Annotated in this window: 11 protein-coding genes; 6 read left to right on the top strand and 5 right to left on the bottom strand. The window is 69.6% G+C overall.

Annotated features, from left to right (window positions below):
* Window positions 1-93 precede the first annotated feature (93 nt).
* Complete coding sequence (locus DLJ59_RS32485) at window positions 94-483, top strand: hypothetical protein (RefSeq protein ID WP_124777840.1); 390 nt, start codon at window positions 94-96, stop codon at window positions 481-483.
* 115 nt (window positions 484-598) lie between these two features.
* Here the strand turns inward: DLJ59_RS32485 and DLJ59_RS32490 are convergent, their stop codons facing one another.
* The gene (locus DLJ59_RS32490; RefSeq protein ID WP_158630935.1) at window positions 599-3,238 is read right to left on the bottom strand and encodes an IPT/TIG domain-containing protein; all 2,640 of its coding nucleotides are present in this window, start codon (window positions 3,236-3,238) and stop codon (window positions 599-601) included.
* 205 nt (window positions 3,239-3,443) lie between these two features.
* Between DLJ59_RS32490 and DLJ59_RS32495 the strand changes: the two genes are divergently transcribed.
* From DLJ59_RS32495 to DLJ59_RS32510, 4 genes are all read left to right on the top strand, one after another.
* Window positions 3,444-6,398, top strand: a complete 2,955-nt coding sequence (locus DLJ59_RS32495) for an ATP-binding protein (RefSeq protein ID WP_124777844.1) — start codon at window positions 3,444-3,446, stop codon at window positions 6,396-6,398.
* Between the two features lie 80 nt (window positions 6,399-6,478).
* Window positions 6,479-6,658 (top strand): hypothetical protein, encoded by a 180-nt coding sequence (locus DLJ59_RS32500; RefSeq protein ID WP_124777846.1) that lies wholly within the window; start codon window positions 6,479-6,481, stop codon window positions 6,656-6,658.
* Between the two features lie 14 nt (window positions 6,659-6,672).
* A complete protein-coding gene (locus DLJ59_RS32505) occupies window positions 6,673-12,858 on the top strand; it encodes a S8 family serine peptidase (RefSeq protein ID WP_124777848.1) in 6,186 nt (2,061 codons plus the stop codon).
* A gap of 94 nt (window positions 12,859-12,952) precedes the next feature.
* The gene (locus tag DLJ59_RS32510) at window positions 12,953-13,351 is read left to right on the top strand and encodes a hypothetical protein (RefSeq protein WP_124777851.1); all 399 of its coding nucleotides are present in this window, start codon (window positions 12,953-12,955) and stop codon (window positions 13,349-13,351) included.
* Window positions 13,352-13,355: 4 nt separating this feature from the next.
* Here DLJ59_RS32510 and DLJ59_RS32515 read toward each other — a convergent pair whose 3' ends face one another.
* Window positions 13,356-14,189 (bottom strand): TIGR02452 family protein, encoded by an 834-nt coding sequence (locus DLJ59_RS32515; protein ID WP_124777853.1) that lies wholly within the window; start codon window positions 14,187-14,189, stop codon window positions 13,356-13,358.
* 192 nt (window positions 14,190-14,381) lie between these two features.
* On the opposite strand from DLJ59_RS32515, the gene DLJ59_RS32520 reads away from it, so the two are divergent.
* Window positions 14,382-15,272: a hypothetical protein gene (locus DLJ59_RS32520; RefSeq protein ID WP_124777855.1), complete on the top strand. Its 891-nt coding sequence runs from the start codon at window positions 14,382-14,384 to the stop codon at window positions 15,270-15,272.
* Between the two features lie 63 nt (window positions 15,273-15,335).
* Here DLJ59_RS32520 and DLJ59_RS32525 read toward each other — a convergent pair whose 3' ends face one another.
* From DLJ59_RS32525 to DLJ59_RS32535, 3 genes are all read right to left on the bottom strand, one after another.
* Entirely contained in the window at window positions 15,336-17,198 is a 1,863-nt protein-coding gene (locus DLJ59_RS32525) for an AfsR/SARP family transcriptional regulator (RefSeq protein WP_124777857.1), read from the bottom strand.
* A gap of 414 nt (window positions 17,199-17,612) precedes the next feature.
* A complete protein-coding gene (locus DLJ59_RS32530; protein ID WP_124777859.1) occupies window positions 17,613-18,029 on the bottom strand; it encodes a hypothetical protein in 417 nt (138 codons plus the stop codon).
* An 83-nt stretch (window positions 18,030-18,112) separates the two neighbouring features.
* Window positions 18,113-18,541 carry a hypothetical protein gene (locus DLJ59_RS32535; protein ID WP_124777861.1) on the bottom strand — a complete coding sequence of 143 codons (429 nt, stop codon included), beginning with the start codon at window positions 18,539-18,541 and terminating at the stop codon, window positions 18,113-18,115.
* Window positions 18,542-18,605 lie beyond the last annotated feature (64 nt).

The raw sequence follows: 18,605 nt of genomic DNA on the forward strand, positions 1-18,605 counted from the left end.
ACGCCATCGTCGACGCGCAGCGCGACCACCGAGTCGATCTCGCCGTCGAACCGGAGGACCAGCGGATCGACAGTGCTCCACTATCCTCGCGCGATGACGTCGCAGACCGCGCTGCGCAGGCGCACGAAGCATGTTCTCGTGGCCGTGTCCGTCACGCTGGGCTTGCTGTCGTGCCTGTGGGTCCTGTCGTTCCTGTGGTTGCAGGTGTTCGGTACCGAGGGGGCGTTGCCACCGAGATCGCGAATGCCGGGGGTGCCGTCCGGAGCGACGGTCACCGATGAGAGCACGGAATGCGCCTCCGGTGGATGCTGGCGAACGATCACCGTGGTGCCCGCGCCGGGGCAGTCCCCGGAGGACCTGGCGCACGAGATGGGTCTGTCCGAGGAACTGAGCCTGCCGCCGACCCTGTTCGACCCCGCGTCCGTCTACGTGGGGGCCCACTCCAGAGAGGGCAAGCTGGTCGTCCACCTCGGCTATCGGTGAGCGCCGAGGCGGGACGATGTTGTCGTGTTCCTGGCAGGCTGAACGGGTGCCCGCCGCGTTGTTCGCCCCGGCCAGGGCCCGGGTTGGGCCCTGACCGGGGCGGTAATTCAGCGGGTCAGCCGATCCGGCCGGCACGCTGCCGGCGTCGGGTCAGCAGCACCAGGACGACGCCGAGGAGAGCCAGCAACGCGCCGACGCTCAGCGGCGCGGCCACGGTGTCACCCGTAACCGGCAGGATTCGCGGCACGTAGCGGAAGGTCAGCGCGTTGGAGGCTCGCCCGTCGACGCTCACCACGACCGTGGTGTTCCCGGCCGCGCAGGCCGGCGTACGGAAAGTCAACGAACGGCCGTCCGGCGCCACGGTGACCAGGCTCGCCGCGATGGTCTGGCCGCAGATGGTGACCACGGTCCGACCTGGGACGAAGCCGGAGCCACCGACGGTCACTGTCGTGCCGCCACCGGTCGACCCCTGACCCGGGTTCAGCTCGTCGGTGACCGGCGGGGCGATCTGGTACGTGAACCCGTCCGGCTCGACGACGTCGTCACCGGGCAGTAGCACCGTGACGTCCACCGGGCCAGGCAGGCCGGGTGGGGTAACCACTGTCAGTGAGGTGCCGCTCGGGTCCACGACGAGGTTGGTTCCCGGCGTGTTGCCGAAGTTCACGCCGGTCGCGCCGGTGAGGCCGGTCCCGGTGATCGTCACCGTCGTACCACCGGTGCTCGGTCCGGTGTTCGGCACGATCGAGGTGATCGTCGGCGCGACGTACGTGAACGGTGGCGCGGCGGCGGTGCCCGCGGGGAACACCAGTCGTACGACGGCTGACCCGGCCGCGTTCGGCGGGGTGACCACGGTGATGGTGGTGCCGGCCGGGTTGACGGTGAACCCGGTGCCGGGCACCCCATCGAAGGTGACTCCGGTCGCCCCGGTGAAGCCGGTCCCGGTGATGGTGACAGTGGTGCCACCGGAGGTCGGCCCGGACGTCGGGGTCAACCCGGTCACGTCGGCGTCACTGCCGTCGGCCAGGTACGTGTAGTCCAGTGGTGCCGCCGAACCGCTCCCGGTGCTCACCACCACCGCCGCGGGGCCGATCGCCCCGGGCGGGGTGACAGCGGTCAACGACGTGCCGCCCGCGTTGACCGTGACGTCAGTGGCGGGCGCCCCGTCGAAGGTGACGGTCGTGCCACCGGGGATGAAGCCAGCGCCGGTGATCGTCACCGTCTGACCGCCCGACTGCGGGCCCTCGTCCGGTGTGATCGACGCCGCGATCGGAGCCGCCGCCACATAGGTGAACCCGTCCGGCGCGGTCACGTTCGCGCCCGGGATCAGCACTGTCACGTCCACCGGACCGACCGGTCCAGGCGGAGTCACCACGGTCAGCGAGGTGCCGCTCGGGTCCACCACGAGGTTGGTCCCGGGGTTGTTGCCAAACGTCACCCCAGTCGCCCCGGTGAGGCCGGTGCCGGTGATCGTCACCGTCGTACCACCGGTGTTCGGGCCCGAGTCCGGCACGATCGAGGTGATCGTCGGCGCGATGTAGGTGAATGTCGGCGCGGTCACCCGCCCGGCCGGGAAGACGAGTTCGACCACTGCCGGACCGGCGGGATTCGGCGGGGTGACCACGGTGATCGTGGTGCCGGCCGGGTTGACGGTGAACCCGGTGCCGGGCACCCCGTCGAAGTCCACACCCGTCACACCGATGAAGCCGGTGCCGGTGATCGTCACCGTCGTACCGCCGACGGTCGGCCCGGAGGTCGGCGTGAGGTCGGTGATCACGGCCGCGCTACCGTCGGCCAGGTAGGTGTAGCCCAGCGGCGGCGCGGTGCCGTTCACCGTGCTGACCACGACGGACGCCGGGCCGACCGCGCCGGGCGGGGTGACCGCCGTCAACGAGGTGCCCGCGGGCGCCACAGTGACCCCGGTCGCCGGCACACCGTCGAACGTGACGGTGGTGCCGCCCGGAATGAAGCCCGTACCGGTGATCGTCACCGTCTGGCCGCCCGACTGCGGGCCTTCGTCCGGCGTGATCGTGGCGGCGGCGGGCGCCGCCGGCGGCCGCTCGCAGGCGGCCTCGGCCACGATCACGGTCCCGACCGGAATGGTCGTCGGCACGCCGAGGATGGTGCCCGACAGGGTGAGTACTGCCCGCACGGCGATCGCGGTGGCGCCGGTGGCGGTTGTCGTCTCGACCCGGGTCAACGAGGCGTTCAGGCTCGCGCCCACCAGGCCCGGTACGACCACGGCCGCGCTGCCCACCACGGCGGGGGCGTTTGCCGTCAGCGTCACCGCTGAGCCGAACAGCTCCAACCCGACGAACGTGGTGTCCGCGCTGGTCGCGCCGACCTGTGGGCAGGTCGCGGTGGCGGTGACCTCCCCCGCGTCGAGCACGTCGACGCCGAGGACCGCCAAGCTCAGGCCGTTCACGCTGGACGATGCCGAGGACGAGGCCGCCGCCCGGGTGGCGGTGACCTCCTCGACGGTGCCGCCGGCGGTCACGCCGAGCGCACCGGGAATCGAGATGGCCAGCAGCGTCTCGGTGTCGGTTCCTCCGGCGGCCGGTGCGGTGGCGGAGCCGATGGTGGCGTCTGCGCTGATCACGGCGATGCCGAGCACTTCCGCGGACAGGTCGACGACGACACCCCGCGCGTTCGCGTCGCCCGGTGCGGCCCGTGCCGGCGTCCCCGCTCCCAGGGTCGCCAGGCCGGCGACCAGCATCGCTGTGGATGCGGTCGTGATTCTTTGCAGGACAGAACTCACCGATTCCCCCGTTCAGTTCGATTGACGGGTCCGCTCGGCGTGTTGGCACCCGTCAACGAATGAACGAGGAAGAAAGGTGCAAGTTATGCCATTTCAGACATACCGGACGAAGTGAGGATCGCTCGGCGCTCCGACTGAGGATCCCGCAACGCGAGTCGCCGGGATGGCACTTGTGTCCGAGCGACGAAAAGCGAGATCATCACGCATGATCGACCCCTCGCCCGAGGACGACGCGACTTCACCGATGGTCTCCACGCCGCACTTCGTGGGTCGTGATCGAGAGATGACGGCGCTTCGAGGTGCCCTGGCCCGGCCACCGGCGATCGTACTGGTGGAGGGCGAGGCGGGGATCGGAAAGAGCCGACTGCTGCGCGAGTGGTTGGCCGCACCGGACCAGCGCACCGCCCTGGTCTCGGTGTGCCCACCGCTTCGCGAGTCGCTGACGTTGGGGCCGATCGTCGACGCGTTCCGTGGGATCGACCACCCGGTGTCGCGACTGCGGCTGACCGAACTCGCGGGCGCGCTACGACCCCTGTTTCCCGAATGGTCCTCGGACCTGCCGCCCGCACTGCAACCCCTGGGCGACGCGAAGGCGGCACGGCATCGCCTGTTCCGGGCCCTGGACGAGCTGCTCCGGGCTCAGCGCGTCGACGTTCTCGTCCTGGAGGACGCCCACTGGGCCGACGAGGTGACCCTGGAGTTCCTGCTGTTCTTCACCTCCCGACAACAGTCGGACGGGCCCAGCCTCGTCATCTCCTACCGGCCGGAGGAGGTGGACGTCGGATCGCTGTTGCTGCGGCTGACCTCCCGGTTGCCCGCCGGCGTGACCCAGCTGAGGATCGCCCTGGCGCCGATGCGACCCGACGACACGGCGGCTCTGGTGTCCTCGATGCTGGACGGCAATCCGATATCGCAGGAGTTCACGACGTTCATGCACGAGCGGACCGGTGGCGTCCCGCTGGCGCTGGAGGAGTCGGTTCGCCTCATGTGCGACCGAGGCGACCTCGTCTTCCGCGACGGGCAGTGGGTCCGGTTGAAGCTGCGCGAGCTACAGGTGCCGCCGACGGTGCGCGACTCCACCCGCGAGCGGGTCGGCCGTCTGTCGCCGACGGCGCAGCAGGTGTTGCGAGCCGCGGCCACATTGGCTCAGCGGTCATCGGTGGCGACGGTCGCGGTGACCGCCGACCTGTCCCCAGCTGCGTGTCGAGGAGCCATCGCGGAGGCGGCCGAGGCCGGCATCCTGGACGGAGACGACCGCGGCCAGTGGCGATTCCGGCATGTGCTGGCCGCGACGGCGGTCTACGAATCAATCCCGTTGACCGACCGGAGGCACTTCCACCTGCTGGCCGGCCGGGCGTTGGAGGACATCCAACCGCCGCCCGTGGCGCGCCTCGCCCACCACTTCCGCGAGGCGGGCGAGACGCAGTCCTGGGCCCGGTACGCCGAGCAGAGCGCCGAACTGGCCATCGCCTCGGGTGACCACACCAAGGCGGTGGACCTGCTGGTCGACCTGTTGTCGTGGGCCGTGTTGCCGCCGGAGGACCGGGCCCGGGTCGCGCGCATCGCCGGGGTTGCCGCACTGGGCCGCCGTGAACCGGTCGACGAGGTCTACCACCGCGTGATCCGTACCCTGCGCTCGGTGCTGGAGACCCCCGGTCTCTCCGCCCGCCAGCAGGCCGAGATCCGCAACCCCCTGGGCCGGCTCCTGATCACCGGAGGTGAGGCGCAGGCCGCACTCAGCGAGCTGGAGCAGGCGGTGGCCAACCTCGACCACGACCCGGTCGAGGCGGCTCGGGCAATGACCTATCTGGGGTGGGCGTACGCGGGACCGTGGCCGGCGTCGACCCACCGGCGTTGGCTGGACCGCGCCGCCGAGCTCACCGCCGAAGCCGATTCTCCCGCCGAACGGCTGAACCTGGCCGGCAACCGAGCCGCGGCGTTGTTGATGCTCGGCGAAGAGGAGGCGTGGGACGTCGTCGCCGACCTGCCCACCGACGGCGGGACCTCGGCGGCGCGTCTCGACGTGGCCCGCATCCACGCGAATGTCGGGACCGGCGCGCTGATCTGGGGTCGATACGCCGACGCGGAAAAACACCTCGCCGTGGCCATGCGCCTCGCCGAGGCCGAGCAGGCGTCCCGGTTGCTGCACAACGTCCGCCTCGAACAGGCCAACCTGGCGTGGTTCACCGGCCGGTGGGAGGGCCTGGCCGAGCGGGGCGCGGCACTCGCCGACGCCGACCGCGACCGGCCGGCGCACTACCTCGGCAGCATTCGGCTCGCGGCCCGGCTGGCAGCCGCGGCCGGACGGCGGCGCGCCGCGGAGGAGCAGTTCCGGCTGGTCCTTGAGGAGTCCGCCCGTCTCGGCGCGGCCGACGACACGATGGAGGCCGCCGCCGCGCTGGCCAGACTGTGGCTGACGGACGGAAACAGCGGCCGGGCGTTGCAGATCACGAACGAGCCGATGGAAACCGTTCGGAGAAAGGGCATCTGGGTCTGGGCGACGGACCTCGTCCCCGCCCGGATCGAGGCGCACCTCGCCGTGGGCGATCTCCGGGCCGCGACCCGCCTGGCCGACCAGTTCGCCAGAGGGCTGCGTGGCCGTACGGCGCCTGCGCCTCGCGCCGCCCTCACCGTCTGCCGTGCCCTGCTGGCCGCCGCCGCCGGAGACCACGCCCGGGCCGCGACGGCGTACGACCGGGCAGCGCGCGCCTGGAGCGCGCTGCCGCGCCCCTACGACGTCCTGCTCGCCCGCGAGCGTCAAGCTGAGGCGCTCATCGCGCAAGGTCAGATCGAACAGGGCCGAGAGCTGCTGGCCGCACAGTACGAGCAACTGTTCAGGCTCGGCGCACGCGGCGATGCCGACCGTGTCGCGCAACGGCTTCGCGAACACGGCGCCGAGGTCCCGCGATTGTGGCGCGGCGGCCGACGGGGATACGGCGACCAGCTCTCACCACGCGAGCTCGACGTGGTTCAACTGGTTGTCGCCGGCAAGACGAACCGGGAGATCAGCCGGATCCTGGCCAAGTCGCCGGCCACTGTGGACCAACAGCTGCGCGCGGCGATGCGCAAGCTGAAGGTGACCTCCCGGACCGCGCTGGCGGTCAAGGCGGTGGAGGCCGGAGTGTTCGCCGAAGAGGACTCCCTCGACGACGCGTCGTGAAAATTGACGTATCCGCTGGATAGCGAAGGCCGTCGCGCCCCCAGAGCATGAGTTCATGATCCATCGACGTAGGGCAGTTCATGCCTGAGCGACCTGCCGCGCGGGACGACTCCGCCATCGAGCACCAGCCACCACCCGAGCTGTCGCGCGAGCCGCGCGTCAGTGGTGCCAACCCCCGCGACGTCCGCGAGACCCGTGACGTCCGCGACTCCGACGGTGCCGACGAGCACGAGAGCCACGACCCCTACCAACCCCTGTAGGACAAAGGACCCCCATGAGACTCAAAGCCCTCGCGGCAACGCTTGCCGTAGCGGTCGGCCTGAGCATGACCCCGCCAACACCGGCGTCCGCCGCCGAGCCGGACTCCGGCGCGGCCGCCAACAAGATCGCGTCGAACCTGAAGGACCGTTTCCGCTCGGAGCCGGCCTCCGACTTCTGGATCACCTTCGACACCAGACCCGACCTCGGGCCGGCGAAGAAGATCGCCGACTGGAACGCTCGCGGCCAGTTCGTCTACCAGGCGCTGACCGCAGCGGCGAAGGACTCCCTGGCATCCGTCTCCGCCGAACTCGACCGGGCAGGTGTCAAATACACCTCCTACCCGATCGCCAACACCGTGCTGGTCAAGGGCGGCACCGAAAAGCTCGCCCTCAACGTGGCCTCGAAGGTGCAGGTCGCCGAGATCCACGCGACGCCGCAGGTCGCGCTGGTCGAGCCCGTGGACGAGAAGATCCCGGCTGACCAGGCCGCCCGCCCCGCCGCCCCGAAGACCGCCGCGGAAGGCACCGTCTCGTGGGGCCTGGACGCCATCCACGCCCCCGAGGCGTGGGCCATGGGCGCCACCGGTGCGGGCATCACCGTGTCCAACCTCGACTCGGGCGTCCAGTTCGACCACCCCGCCCTCACGCGGCAGTACCGCGGCACGAAGCCCGACGGCACTGCCGACCACAACTACAACTGGATGGCCACCCGAGGCACGTGCGCTGACGCACCGTGTGACGACAACGGACACGGCACGCACACCATGGGCACCATGGTCGGCGACGACGGCACCAACCACGTCGGCGTCGCCCCGGACGCGCAGTGGATCGCGACGAACGGCTGCTGCGACAGCAGCGGCGTCGAATCGCTGCTGCGGTCCGGCTGGTGGCTGCTCGCCCCGACCGACGTCCAGGGGAACAACCCGGACCCGTCCAAGCGTCCCCACATCATCAACAACTCGTGGGGCCAGACCGTCGAGCACAGCTTCGACGACTTCTTCCAGGCCATCGACGAGGCCTGGACCGCCGCGGGCATCTTCAGCGTCTGGTCATCGGGCAACACCGCGCCCTACGCGGCCTGCGACACCGTCTCCTCGCCCGGCTCCGCCGAGAGTGCCTACTCCGTCGGCGCGTACTCGTCGGACGGCACGCTCGCGTCGTTCTCCCGCAAGGGCGAGGGTGAGGGTGGTCGGATCAAGCCGGAGATCTCCGCTCCGGGCGAGGCAGTCCGGTCGTCCTACCCGAACAACAGCTACGTCGAGATGTCCGGCACCTCGATGGCGTCACCCCACGTCGCCGGTGCCGCCGCAGCGCTGTGGAGCTACGACCCGACCCTGATCGGGCAGGTCGAGGAGACCCGCCGCCTGCTCGCCGCGTCGGCCGTCGACGTCGACGACACCGAGTGTGGCGGCACCGCCGCCTTCAACAACAAGTACGGCGAAGGCCGGCTCGACCTCGTCCGCCTGCTTGAGCTGGCGCCCCGCACGGGAGGCACCCTGACCGGTGTCGTCACCGCCAACGGTGCCCCGGTGCCCGCCGCCGAGGTGACGATCAGCGGACCGTTCAGCCGGTCGATCGGAACCGACAAGGACGGTCGGTTCACCACGAACCTTCCGGTCGGTGACTACCAGCTCAGCACCAAGGTCTTCGGCTACCTGACCGCGACCGCCAACGTCACTGTCACCCTCGGCCAGGACACCTCCGTCAAGCTGCCGCTCACCGCCGCCGCGAGGCACGACATCAGCGGCCGGGTCATCGACGACAAGAAGCAGCCCGTCGGGAACGCTGACGTCACAGTCATGAACACGCCGCTGAAGCCGGTACGCACGGATGCCAACGGCGCGTTCACGATCACCGCTGTCCCCGAGGGCGGCTACAAGCTGAACGTCAAGCCCAACGCCTGCTTCTCGCCGACGACCGTGCCGCTGACCGTCGGCGCGCAGAACGAGTCGCCCGAGATTCCCGTCGGGCTCGTCGTCGACAAGGGCGGCTACAGCTGCGCCGTCTCCGAAGGTGAGTACCTGCGCGGCACCGACCCGGTCACCTTCACCAGCGGCGTGTGGGCGACGGTCAAGCTGCCATTCCCGATCGCGCTCTACAACGGCAGCCACGACACCCTCGGCATCGGCCGGCGCGGCGTGATATCCCCGGACACCAGCACCGGACCCGGCAGCGGCGGTGCGGGCATCTTCCCGTTCTACGTCCAGACCCCCGTCGAGTTCGCCGCCGGCGGCGGCGTCTTCACGGCAGCCACCAAGGTCAACGGCGAGGACGCGTTCGTCGTCGAGTACCGCAACGCCAAGCTCTGGGCCTATCCGGACCGATCGGACTACACGGAGCCGGTCAACTTCTCGGCCACGCTCACCCGCTCCGGCACGGTGATCTTCGGGTACGGCGACGGCGTCGGGGCCGACGACCCGGTGACCGCCGGCTCGCACGCCGTCACCGGCATCCAGGGCTGGGCCGGCGTCGACGGCATCCGGTTCTCCGACAGCGCCCCGGTGCTGCGCGACGGGATGACCGTCACCTACGACATGCCGGACTTCGGGTACCTCGACGCGACCGTCGTCGACCAGAACGACGGGCTGCCGGTGGCCGATGCCAAGGTCTCCTTCACGAACAAGGTGGGGCTCGTCGAGACCGTCACGACCAACGCGACGGGCATCGTGCACCGTCAGCTTCCGGTCGGCGACTACACCATGACGGTCGACGCGGCGAACTACACCACCGCGGCGTACCCCTTCTCCCTCGACAAGCTCTACGCGAGCGCCAAGATCGACGCGCGTCTGACCACGGGTGCCGCCGGCCTGAAGGCCGACGGACTCGACGCGCTGTTGGGCACCGACCAGAACGGTGCGGGCGCGCTGACGCTGACCAACAACGGTTCCGCCCCACTCACGTACACCCTGGGCGAGGCCGCCCGCCACCCCGACCTGGACGCCACCGGCGCCACCGGGCGCACCGGGAAGGGCGCGGACAGCATGATCGACCTCGCCGCCTGGAAGGCCGGCGCGAGCGGCATGAAGCCGTCGAACGTCGACGGCAAGGCGGCGACGAAGAGCACGGCGGAAGCACAGGCGGCCGCCAAGGTCGGCCCGACCGCCGGCGGTGACGTCATCACCCGGATCGCCATCCCCGGCACGATCGCGGAGAAGGAGCCCTCCGGCATCGGGTACGACGGCGACGTCTGGGTCCACGACTACATCGCGCGGACCAACACCGCCTACACGGTGACGGGCAAACCGACCGGGAAGGTCTTCGACGCGTCGTGGAACCCCGCGTACCGGGCGTTCGACATGGCGTTGGACACCAAGACCGGTGACATGTGCCAGATGGAGGACAGCCCGGCCAGCTACATCCACTGCTTCGACCGGCAGACCGGGAAGGAAACCCGGCAGATCAAGGGTGACTGGTCGACGCTGCAACTGACCGGCCTCGCCTACAACCCGACCCAGGACGTGTTCTACGTCGGCGGCCGGGCGAACGGCATGATCGGGACGGTCGCCGGGACGTCGCACGACAACGCGGGTGCGCTGCTGTCCTTCTGCGCCCCGCCGCTGCCCGAGGTGATGGGCCTGGCCTACAACCAGGCGTCCGACACCATCTGGTACACCGACCTCACCTCGAACCGGCCCACCCGCCTGCTGCAGGTCGACCCCGACGACTGCTCGCTGGTGAACGCGTGGTGGTTCCCCGGCCAGAAGGTGGGCCAGGGCGGCGGCCTCGAAACCGATGCGACCGGAGCGCTGTGGGCGACGGACCAGATCGCCGATGACGTCGTGCTGGTCGACGTCGAGGACGACCTGGTCACCGACCTGCCGTGGCTGGCGCTCTCCTCGACCGGCGGCACCCTCGCCCCGGGCGAGTCGACCACCGTCAAGGTCTCCATCTCCTCGAAGGACGCCAAGCCGGGGGTCCTCGGCGCGAACATCGTGGTGCGATCCGACTCCGGACGCCAGTCCAAGACCTACGTCCCGGTGACGCTCACGACCACGAAGTACCAGGTCGGCGTCAACGCCGGCGGCTCACAGTTCACCGACGGCTCCGGCTACGCCTGGTCCGCCGACCAGGCCGCCGGCAAGACGGCGTGGGGCTACGAGGGGAAGACGAAGGTCGCCTCCACGAAGGCCGGGATCGACGGCACGACGGACGACGCCCTGTTCCAGTCGCAGCGCACCACGCCGGACAAGCAGTTGTTCTACCGCTTCCCCGACGCTCCCAAGGGCACCTACGCGATCGACTTCGGGTTCGCCGAGATCGACAAGGTGGCCAAGGGCAAGCGGGTGTTCGACGTCCTCGTGAACGGAGCGCTGACCGAGTACGCGTACGACCCGGCCGCGGCCGTAGGGCCGAACACCGCCGACTGGCGCACCGCTGCCGTGAAGCACGAGGGCGGACCGTTGACCGTGGAGCTGCGGGGCTCGAAGGGCCTGAAGGCCCCGACCATCGCCGCGCTGCGGGTGACGCTCGACCCGCGCGCAGACGCGGCGGAGCCGGAGCCCCAGCCCGAGCAGCCGGAGCCGGGCCCCGTGCCGGTCGCCCCCGCCGGTCGCTCGTACGCGATGAAGGTGACCGACGGGCTCTACCGCCAGGGCACGGAGGAGTCCGGGTGGCACGGCGATGACCTCTGCGGCGTGCTGTGGTTCGACACCAGCTTCCTGTTCCCGTTCTACGACACGGCCTGGGACGGGGTGTGCGTGACGACGAACGGCACGCTGACCTTCGACCGCGCCAACACGTCGGGAGGCAACACGGCACTGCCCACGTCCAGTCCGATCGACGCGATCTATCCGTTCTGGGACGACCTCATCGTCGACGACGAGGCCGGCATCTACTTCGGCAGGACCGAGGTGGACGGCGTGGCGGCGGAGGTCATCGAGTGGCGCAACGCCGCCTTCTACAACGACCGGACGGCTCGCGTGAGCTTCTCGGTCACCCTGATCGCCGACGGACGAATCCAGATCGGGTACGGCGACGGCGTCGGCGGCGACAACCCCCTGACCCGAGGGTCGTCGGCGACGGTCGGTGTGGAGAGTCTGACGCGCAACCCCGCGGGCCAGCACTCCTTCAACCAACCCGTCCTGAAGGCCGGTCTGGGCCTGGAGTACACCCTCCCGGCCGCCGGCACGATCGAGGGCACGATCACCGACAAGAACGACGCCAAGCCGATCGAGGGCGCGATCGTCACCCTCAAGGGGCCGGCCGGTGAGCGGGTCATCACGACCGACGTGAAGGGCCGGTGGAAGGCCCAGGCGCTGGTCGGCGAGAACACCGTGCAGATCGAGGCGCCGAACTACGTCACCGCCAGCCACCCCGTGACCATCACCAGGAAGGACCAGGCCGAGGTGGTCGACACGGCGTTGACCACGGGCATCGCCACCGTCACCGGAGGTGACTTCGACTGGCTCCTCGACAAGGGCCAGAAGGCGACGGCCGACGTGACAGTGGCCAACACCGGCTCCGCCCCGCTCGAGGTGCGGCTCAGCGAGCAGAAGCGCACCAGCGACGGCGGGCACGAGGCCGCGGACCTTTCGTGGCTGACCCTCACGGGTGCGGCCGCAACCGGCACGGTCACGCTCGCGGCCGGGGAGTCCACCACGGTCAAGGCGACGGCCGACAACGCCGGCGTCGAGCCCGGTGTGCTCCTCGGGGACGTGCTCGTGGCGTCGAACGCCGGCAAGGGCGAGACCCAACTCAAGTCGGTCCGCCTGGCGACCTCGGCCTACTGGCAGGGCGTCGACGTGGGCGGGTCCGGGCACGTCGGTGCCGACGGCTTCGTCTGGTCGCCCGACCAGGGGCTCGGCAAGCTGTCGTGGGGCTACGTCGGCGGCAAGGCGCGTAACACCAAGGCCGACATCGCCGGCACGGAGGACGACGCGCTGTTCCGCACCCAGCGGACCGGCGAGACGTTCAGCTACGTGTTCAAGAACGCCCCCGCCGGGAAGTACCGGATCGGTCTCGACTTCGCGGAGATCGAGAAGGTCAAGGCCGGCAAGCGCGCCTTCGATGTCCTGGTCGACGGCAAGCCCGTGCTCCACGACCACGACGTGCAGGCGAAGGTGGGTGCGCTGACCGCGGACCTCAACAGCGTCACCGTCGAGCACACCGGTGGCGACCTGAAGATCGAGCTGCTCCGCGAGAAGGGCGAGGGCGACCCGATCCTCAACGCCGTGAAGGTCCAACAGGACCCGCGCCTGTGAGCTAGCCGAACCGCATCACCCAGCAGTGGTCGGAGCCTCCGTGGAAAGGATCGCGGAGGCTCCGACCACGACTACCGACGTATGCTCACGGGACATGAGGCGGCAAAGATGGATCCTTGTCGGTGGCATCTTCGCCGCATGTGCGGTGATCGTGACGGTCCTATTTCTTCGGTTCGCGGCTCCCGGTGGCGCCACCTCGCCCGAGGCCGCCGTGGCCGACTACGTCACCGCACTTCACGACCGCGATCGTGGAAAGCTCACCGACCTCGCGGATCCGGGCACCGACTCGTCGGCTGAGATCAGCCGGCGACTCACCGAACTCGGTGGCGGTCGTCTCGTCGTGTCGGACCGCCGGTTCGACACGACAGCGTCCGATGCCGAGGTTCGCGCCACAATCTCAGGACGGTTGGACGGGTCGCCGTACTCCGACGTCATCTGGCTGCGTCGCATCGACGACGCCTGGTTCGTCGCGCTTAGATCCCGCGCAGCTTGACTGCCTACCAGCCGTGGTCTCCCGCCGACCTCGCGGCAGCTCCTGGGAAACGTTTCGCGAACGTGCGATAGACGGGTGTGCCGGGCAGGCCGTCGTGGATGGCGAACACCACGTGGTCGAATCGGTCGACCACCTGCAGTGCGTCGGCGAAAGCGCCCGCCACCGTGGCGGGATCGTTGCGGAAGACCCCGCACCCCCACGCACCCAACACGATCGTCCGATGCCCGTGCGCGGCGGCGACCTCCAGCACCCGCCGGGCACGCCGGGCCAGCACCGCCGGCACGTCCGCCGCGTGCTCGGGCTGGTTGCGGAGGATCGCGCCCAGGTTCGGCGCCGCAGCGGTCAGGAAGGCCGTCGAGTACGGCTGATCGAGCAGGTTGCCCCTGTCGTCGCGGAACACCGGCACGCCCGGGGAGTAGATGACCCGGTCGCTGTATCGCAGATCCGGCTGTCCGCGATGGAACGCGTAGAACTCCGGCGCGGCGAGGAGACACGGGTACAGCGCCGACGAACGAGCGATGCTCTCCTCCTGCGCCTTGGCCCCACCAAGGAACCCGCCACCGGGGTTCTTGGCCGACGCGAACACCAGGCACGCCGCACCCGGTCCAAGCCGACCGGCCGCCTGCAACGTCGACTCGTCCGTCACCTCGACCTTGCCGGCGCCAGGCCCCGGGCTTCCCACCGGGAGCACCTCGTCCGGCAGGTGATGACGAGTGCCGGCGACCGCGGCACGGACGGACCCACCGATGACAACATCATTCCCGGTGCCGTTGCGATAGCTTCCCGACTCGGCGATCGCGACCGTCTGTCGAGCAATCTCGCGAAGACGGCCACTCACCCGACGCGCCCACATGCACCAGGACCAATGATCTGCACGGTGACACGCTAGGCAGTCCCGTCCCGACCGGGCAACCAATCAGCGACCCCGGTTGGCGTCGTCGCCCTGCCGTACCGCGCGGACGTCACATAGACGGGTCGGCATCAACTGATACCATGCGCTCGCCTTGGCCCCTGAAGGAGAGACACCCAGGTGAAGAAACTGTCGAGCGTCGCGTCCGTGCTCGCACTGGCGATGGGAATCGCCATCGCCCCGGCGGCGGCTGCCTACGCCGCCACCAACAGGAGCGGGGCGGAACGGCTGAACATCCCGAACAGCAGTGCGTGCAAGGCCGGCCGTACGGTCATGCAGGGCATGGTGGCAGGGCCGGGCGGCCAGCTCTACATCATCTTCACGAAGGCGGCCGGCGCGGAACCGGTCCTGTCCAGGTGGTTGCGGGACGGCTCAACCTGGGACGGCACCAGTTGGGTCTGCGCCGGGGCGCCAACCTCGATACCCACCCTCGGCCACGGTAACGACCTCGCCTACAACTCGAACTACCTGGGCCAGGGTCCGGCCTTGATTGCCACTCAGGGGAGCCAGTCCGCGTTTCTGAGCGACAAGGTGACAATCGTGCGCCTGAACGCCGACGGGTCTGTCGGCACTACCGGGGAAGTGCGCCTACCGATAGGCAACATCAGCGGCCTCTGCTACAGCGCGACGGCTGCCGGCGGGGCTGGCAAATATGCCGCTCGGCGGTTGGGCAGCCTGTGGACCCATCCCGGTGCCGGCGCGCTCACGAGTGGATGGACGCTGGTGAAGAGCAACCTGACCAGCCACGATAATCGGTCCGACCAAGGCATCGACTGCTCGGAGAACTACATCTGGAACACCAGGTCGATCAACACCTCCACGCCCACCACCGGATGGAACTGGGTGTACCAGTACAACTGGTCCGGCGGCGACGTGGAGAGCGACATCGGCATTCCGGGGAACAACCTGACCGACGAGATCGAAGATGTCACCCATGTGGGGAGCGAATTCTTCGTCGGTGTCAACCGAAACGACGGGCTCGCCGACTCCGTGAAGGTGCTCACCGAATAGGTTCGATCACCATCTGACCGATCGTCGCGTCCGCGCCCCTTCGGAAGTGCCCGAGCAAACCGGTCAGCGCCGGACCGTCATCGGGAGCGGACGCCGCCCGTTGCTCGGCTGCCCTTGCACGGACGGCAGCGCGGCCAGTTCGGCGGCGTACTCGCGGACCAACGCCGGGAGGCGGTACCTGCCGGGCTCGTCGAGGTAGACCAAGTGCGTGTCGATCAGCTCCTCCAGTGCCCGCCACGCCCGTTCGGTGTTGACGCCGAGCCGCGCCGCGGCGCCGTCCGGCAGCAACTGCCCGTCCGGTGCGCCGCCGAGCAGCTCGAAGAGCCGACCGGCCACCTCGTCCTCCGAGCGGACCGCTGCGTAGCCGGTGGCGAGTCGATCTCGCATGGAGAGGTCACCGTGGGCCAGCCAGTCCAGCCGCCCACGCCCGTCGCCGACCTGCTCGACCAGCCGACCTACGGGCAACGCCGGTCGGCCGGCCAGTCGGGCGCCAGCGACCCGCAGGGCCAGGGCCGAGCCGGAACAGAGCCGGAGCAGCTCACGCGTCGCGGCAGGATCGGCGTCGAGGCGCTCCGGGCCCGCCAGCACGCCGAGCAGGACCCGCCCCTCGGCGTCACCGAACGCGCCGACCGTGATCCGACGTACCCCGTCGAGACTCTGCAACTGGCGCTGGCCGACCACGACAAGCGCGGGCCCGGGACCGGCGGGGATCAGCGGGCGCGCCTGCGCTGCGTGGGTGACCCCGTCCAGCACCACGAGGATCCGGCGGCCGGAGAGCTGGGAGCGGAGCCGACCGACCCACTCCTCTGGGCGCTTCGGAACGTCGACGGCGGCGACGCCGAGGCTGCGCAGCACCCGTGCGACGACTTCCTCGGCCGCCACATCGGTCCGGTACCCGAGGTCGATGTAGACCTGACCATCGGGGAAGGCGTCCGCGACGGTGTGAGCGGCGCGGACCGCGAGCGCGGACTTACCACCGCCAGCGGTGCCGCAGACGACCGCGACAGCGGGCGTCGGGCCAGTCACCGCGGCGACCACGTCGGCCAGTTCCCGGGTACGCCCCACGAAGGCGACCAGGTCCGCCGGAAGCTCACGGGGCGCCACCCGGCCCTCGTCGACGGCCGGCTCGGGCGTACGGGCAACAACGACCCGCTCGACCCACGCAGCCGACACGGGCGGCACCCAGCTCAGCTCAGGCGACCGGTCGAGCATCGAGCGGTGCAGTGTCGCCAGCTCGCTGCCCGGCTCGATGCCGAGTTGGTGGTAGAGGCTGTCTCGGGCGGCTCGGTACGCCGACAGCGCGGCGGGGGTGTCGCCGCATCGGTAGAGGGCGAGCATCAACTGACCCCACGCCCGTTCCCGCAACGGATGGGCCGCAAGGTGCTCCCGCAGACCGGCGAGCAAGTCGGCGTGCTCACCGACAGTCAACCGAACCTCGGCCAACTCCTCGAAGATCTGCAGCCGCTGCTCGTCCAGCGTCGCCCACCGATTGTCCAAGGAGGTGCTGCGCGGTACACCCCCACCGGCTGGCCCGCGCCATTGGGCGAGGGCATCGGTGAGCTGGACGATCACGGCCACGGCGTTGCCGCTGTCACGTCCCGCCCGAGCGTCCCCCGCCAGGCGGAGAAACTCGACGACGTCCAACTCGCCCGCGGCCAACCGCAGCTCGTACCCGCCCGGGTGGGCGACGATCCGGTCGCCTACCGCGCGGCGTAGGCCGGCCACGTGAGAGCGGAGGTTCGCCACCGCCGACGCGGGAGTGGCATCCGCCCAGACCATGTTCGATAGCCGGTCCAGCGAGACCGGCCGGTTCGCCTCAAGGGCAAGCCCGGCGAGCACCGCACGACGCTTTGCGGCACTTACCGTCACGAGCCGACCATCGACCCGTAGCTCCACATTGCCCAACAATCGAATATCGATCTTCATCTCACCGCTCCCCCGTTGAACCTTGAGCGCGCTCTCAGGCTAGGCGGCGTCGCATCGGCACGACAAGACTTGCACGGGGCATCGAAATGGTGACGAACGTCTATGTTTGACGACGGCGTGTCGATGTAACGGAATTGGCAGAAAAAACGCCCGGGATGGTTGTGCAACCAGGCCGCCCGAACCGACTGGCTCCGTGATCTGATGGTAGGCAACAAATCGGGCGCTTCGGTAGGCGGGCCCCGGGTGCAGGGCTCTTAGACGACCCGCGAGAGAGTCGCCACACCGGATACCGAGCCACGGGAATGCCCAGGGCGGCCAGGGCTGCGAGGGCTGCGAGGGCATTCCCGCCACGACGATTGGTGGACGACCGAACCCTGTTCGACACCAACTAGGACCCGGTCGCGCGTTCGGTCACTACCTCGCCAGGAGTGTTACCGCCAGCATGAGCACGAAGAGGGCAACAGCAATACCATTGAAGGTCATCACCATCGAGGAGCGCTTCGCGCTCCGCCGAGTCGGCGCCCCAAGGTAGCCCTTTGCGAAAGTGACCACCGGTGCAACGTACTCGATCTCGGCGGTTCGCCCGGACCCGACAGCGACAACCGCCTCTGCGCGACCAGCCCGAAGAGGGAGGATGTAGGGCACCCATGCCTGTACGCGATGGCGACCTGCGGCGACCGAAAGACGGTGAGTGCCCCAGGAAAGCGTCATCGGCTCCCCGCCGTCGAGTGACAGCCGGGGCTTGCTGGCCGAGTAGAGGAAGCTACCGGCCGGGCGGCTGAAGGTGACGGACACCTTCCCCTCTTGAACGGCGGGGCTTTCATTCTTCATCGTCAAACCCATTCGTCATTGTTGAAGCCACCTCCGGGGTCGATCCCGAATATTCTCAATGCCGTCGCCGGAGCGGCGGCGCCTCACCGACGTTGCGCCACCATGTCGCGGCGCAGCAGAACCACACAGGCCACGATTCCGAGGGCAGTGAGAGACAGCGCCCCCACGGCCAATGCCGAGTACGGACGCGTCCGGTTCCGGACCACCTCCGTCGGATCACCGGCGGAGTACTCGACCTCCATGCGGTCGCCCTCGTTCGGGCAGGAAGTGCCACAGTAGACCCAGGCCTCATACCGGGTGGCATCGACAAAGTACTCAACCTTCGCCTCGCCCTGTCGGCCCGGCACGACGTCCAGCGCCAACCCGCTGACGACCTGCCCGTCGCTGTACGTGCCATTGCGAAACCAGAACGCGCCCGCCACTGACGATGCAGCCACCAGGAACAGCATCGCCAAGACGGCGATCAGGGCCACAAGTACACGCGCTCGGCGGTCGTCAAAGTCAGGCCGCATTTCTGCTCCCTCAACACCGTGGTCGGGGGCCGCTGGGCACTTCACCTAGCGACCCCCGACACGT

It is taken from the genome of Micromonospora inaquosa (assembly GCF_003857055.1).
In the GTDB taxonomy this organism is placed as follows: Bacteria; Actinomycetota; Actinomycetes; order Mycobacteriales; family Micromonosporaceae; genus Micromonospora; species Micromonospora inaquosa.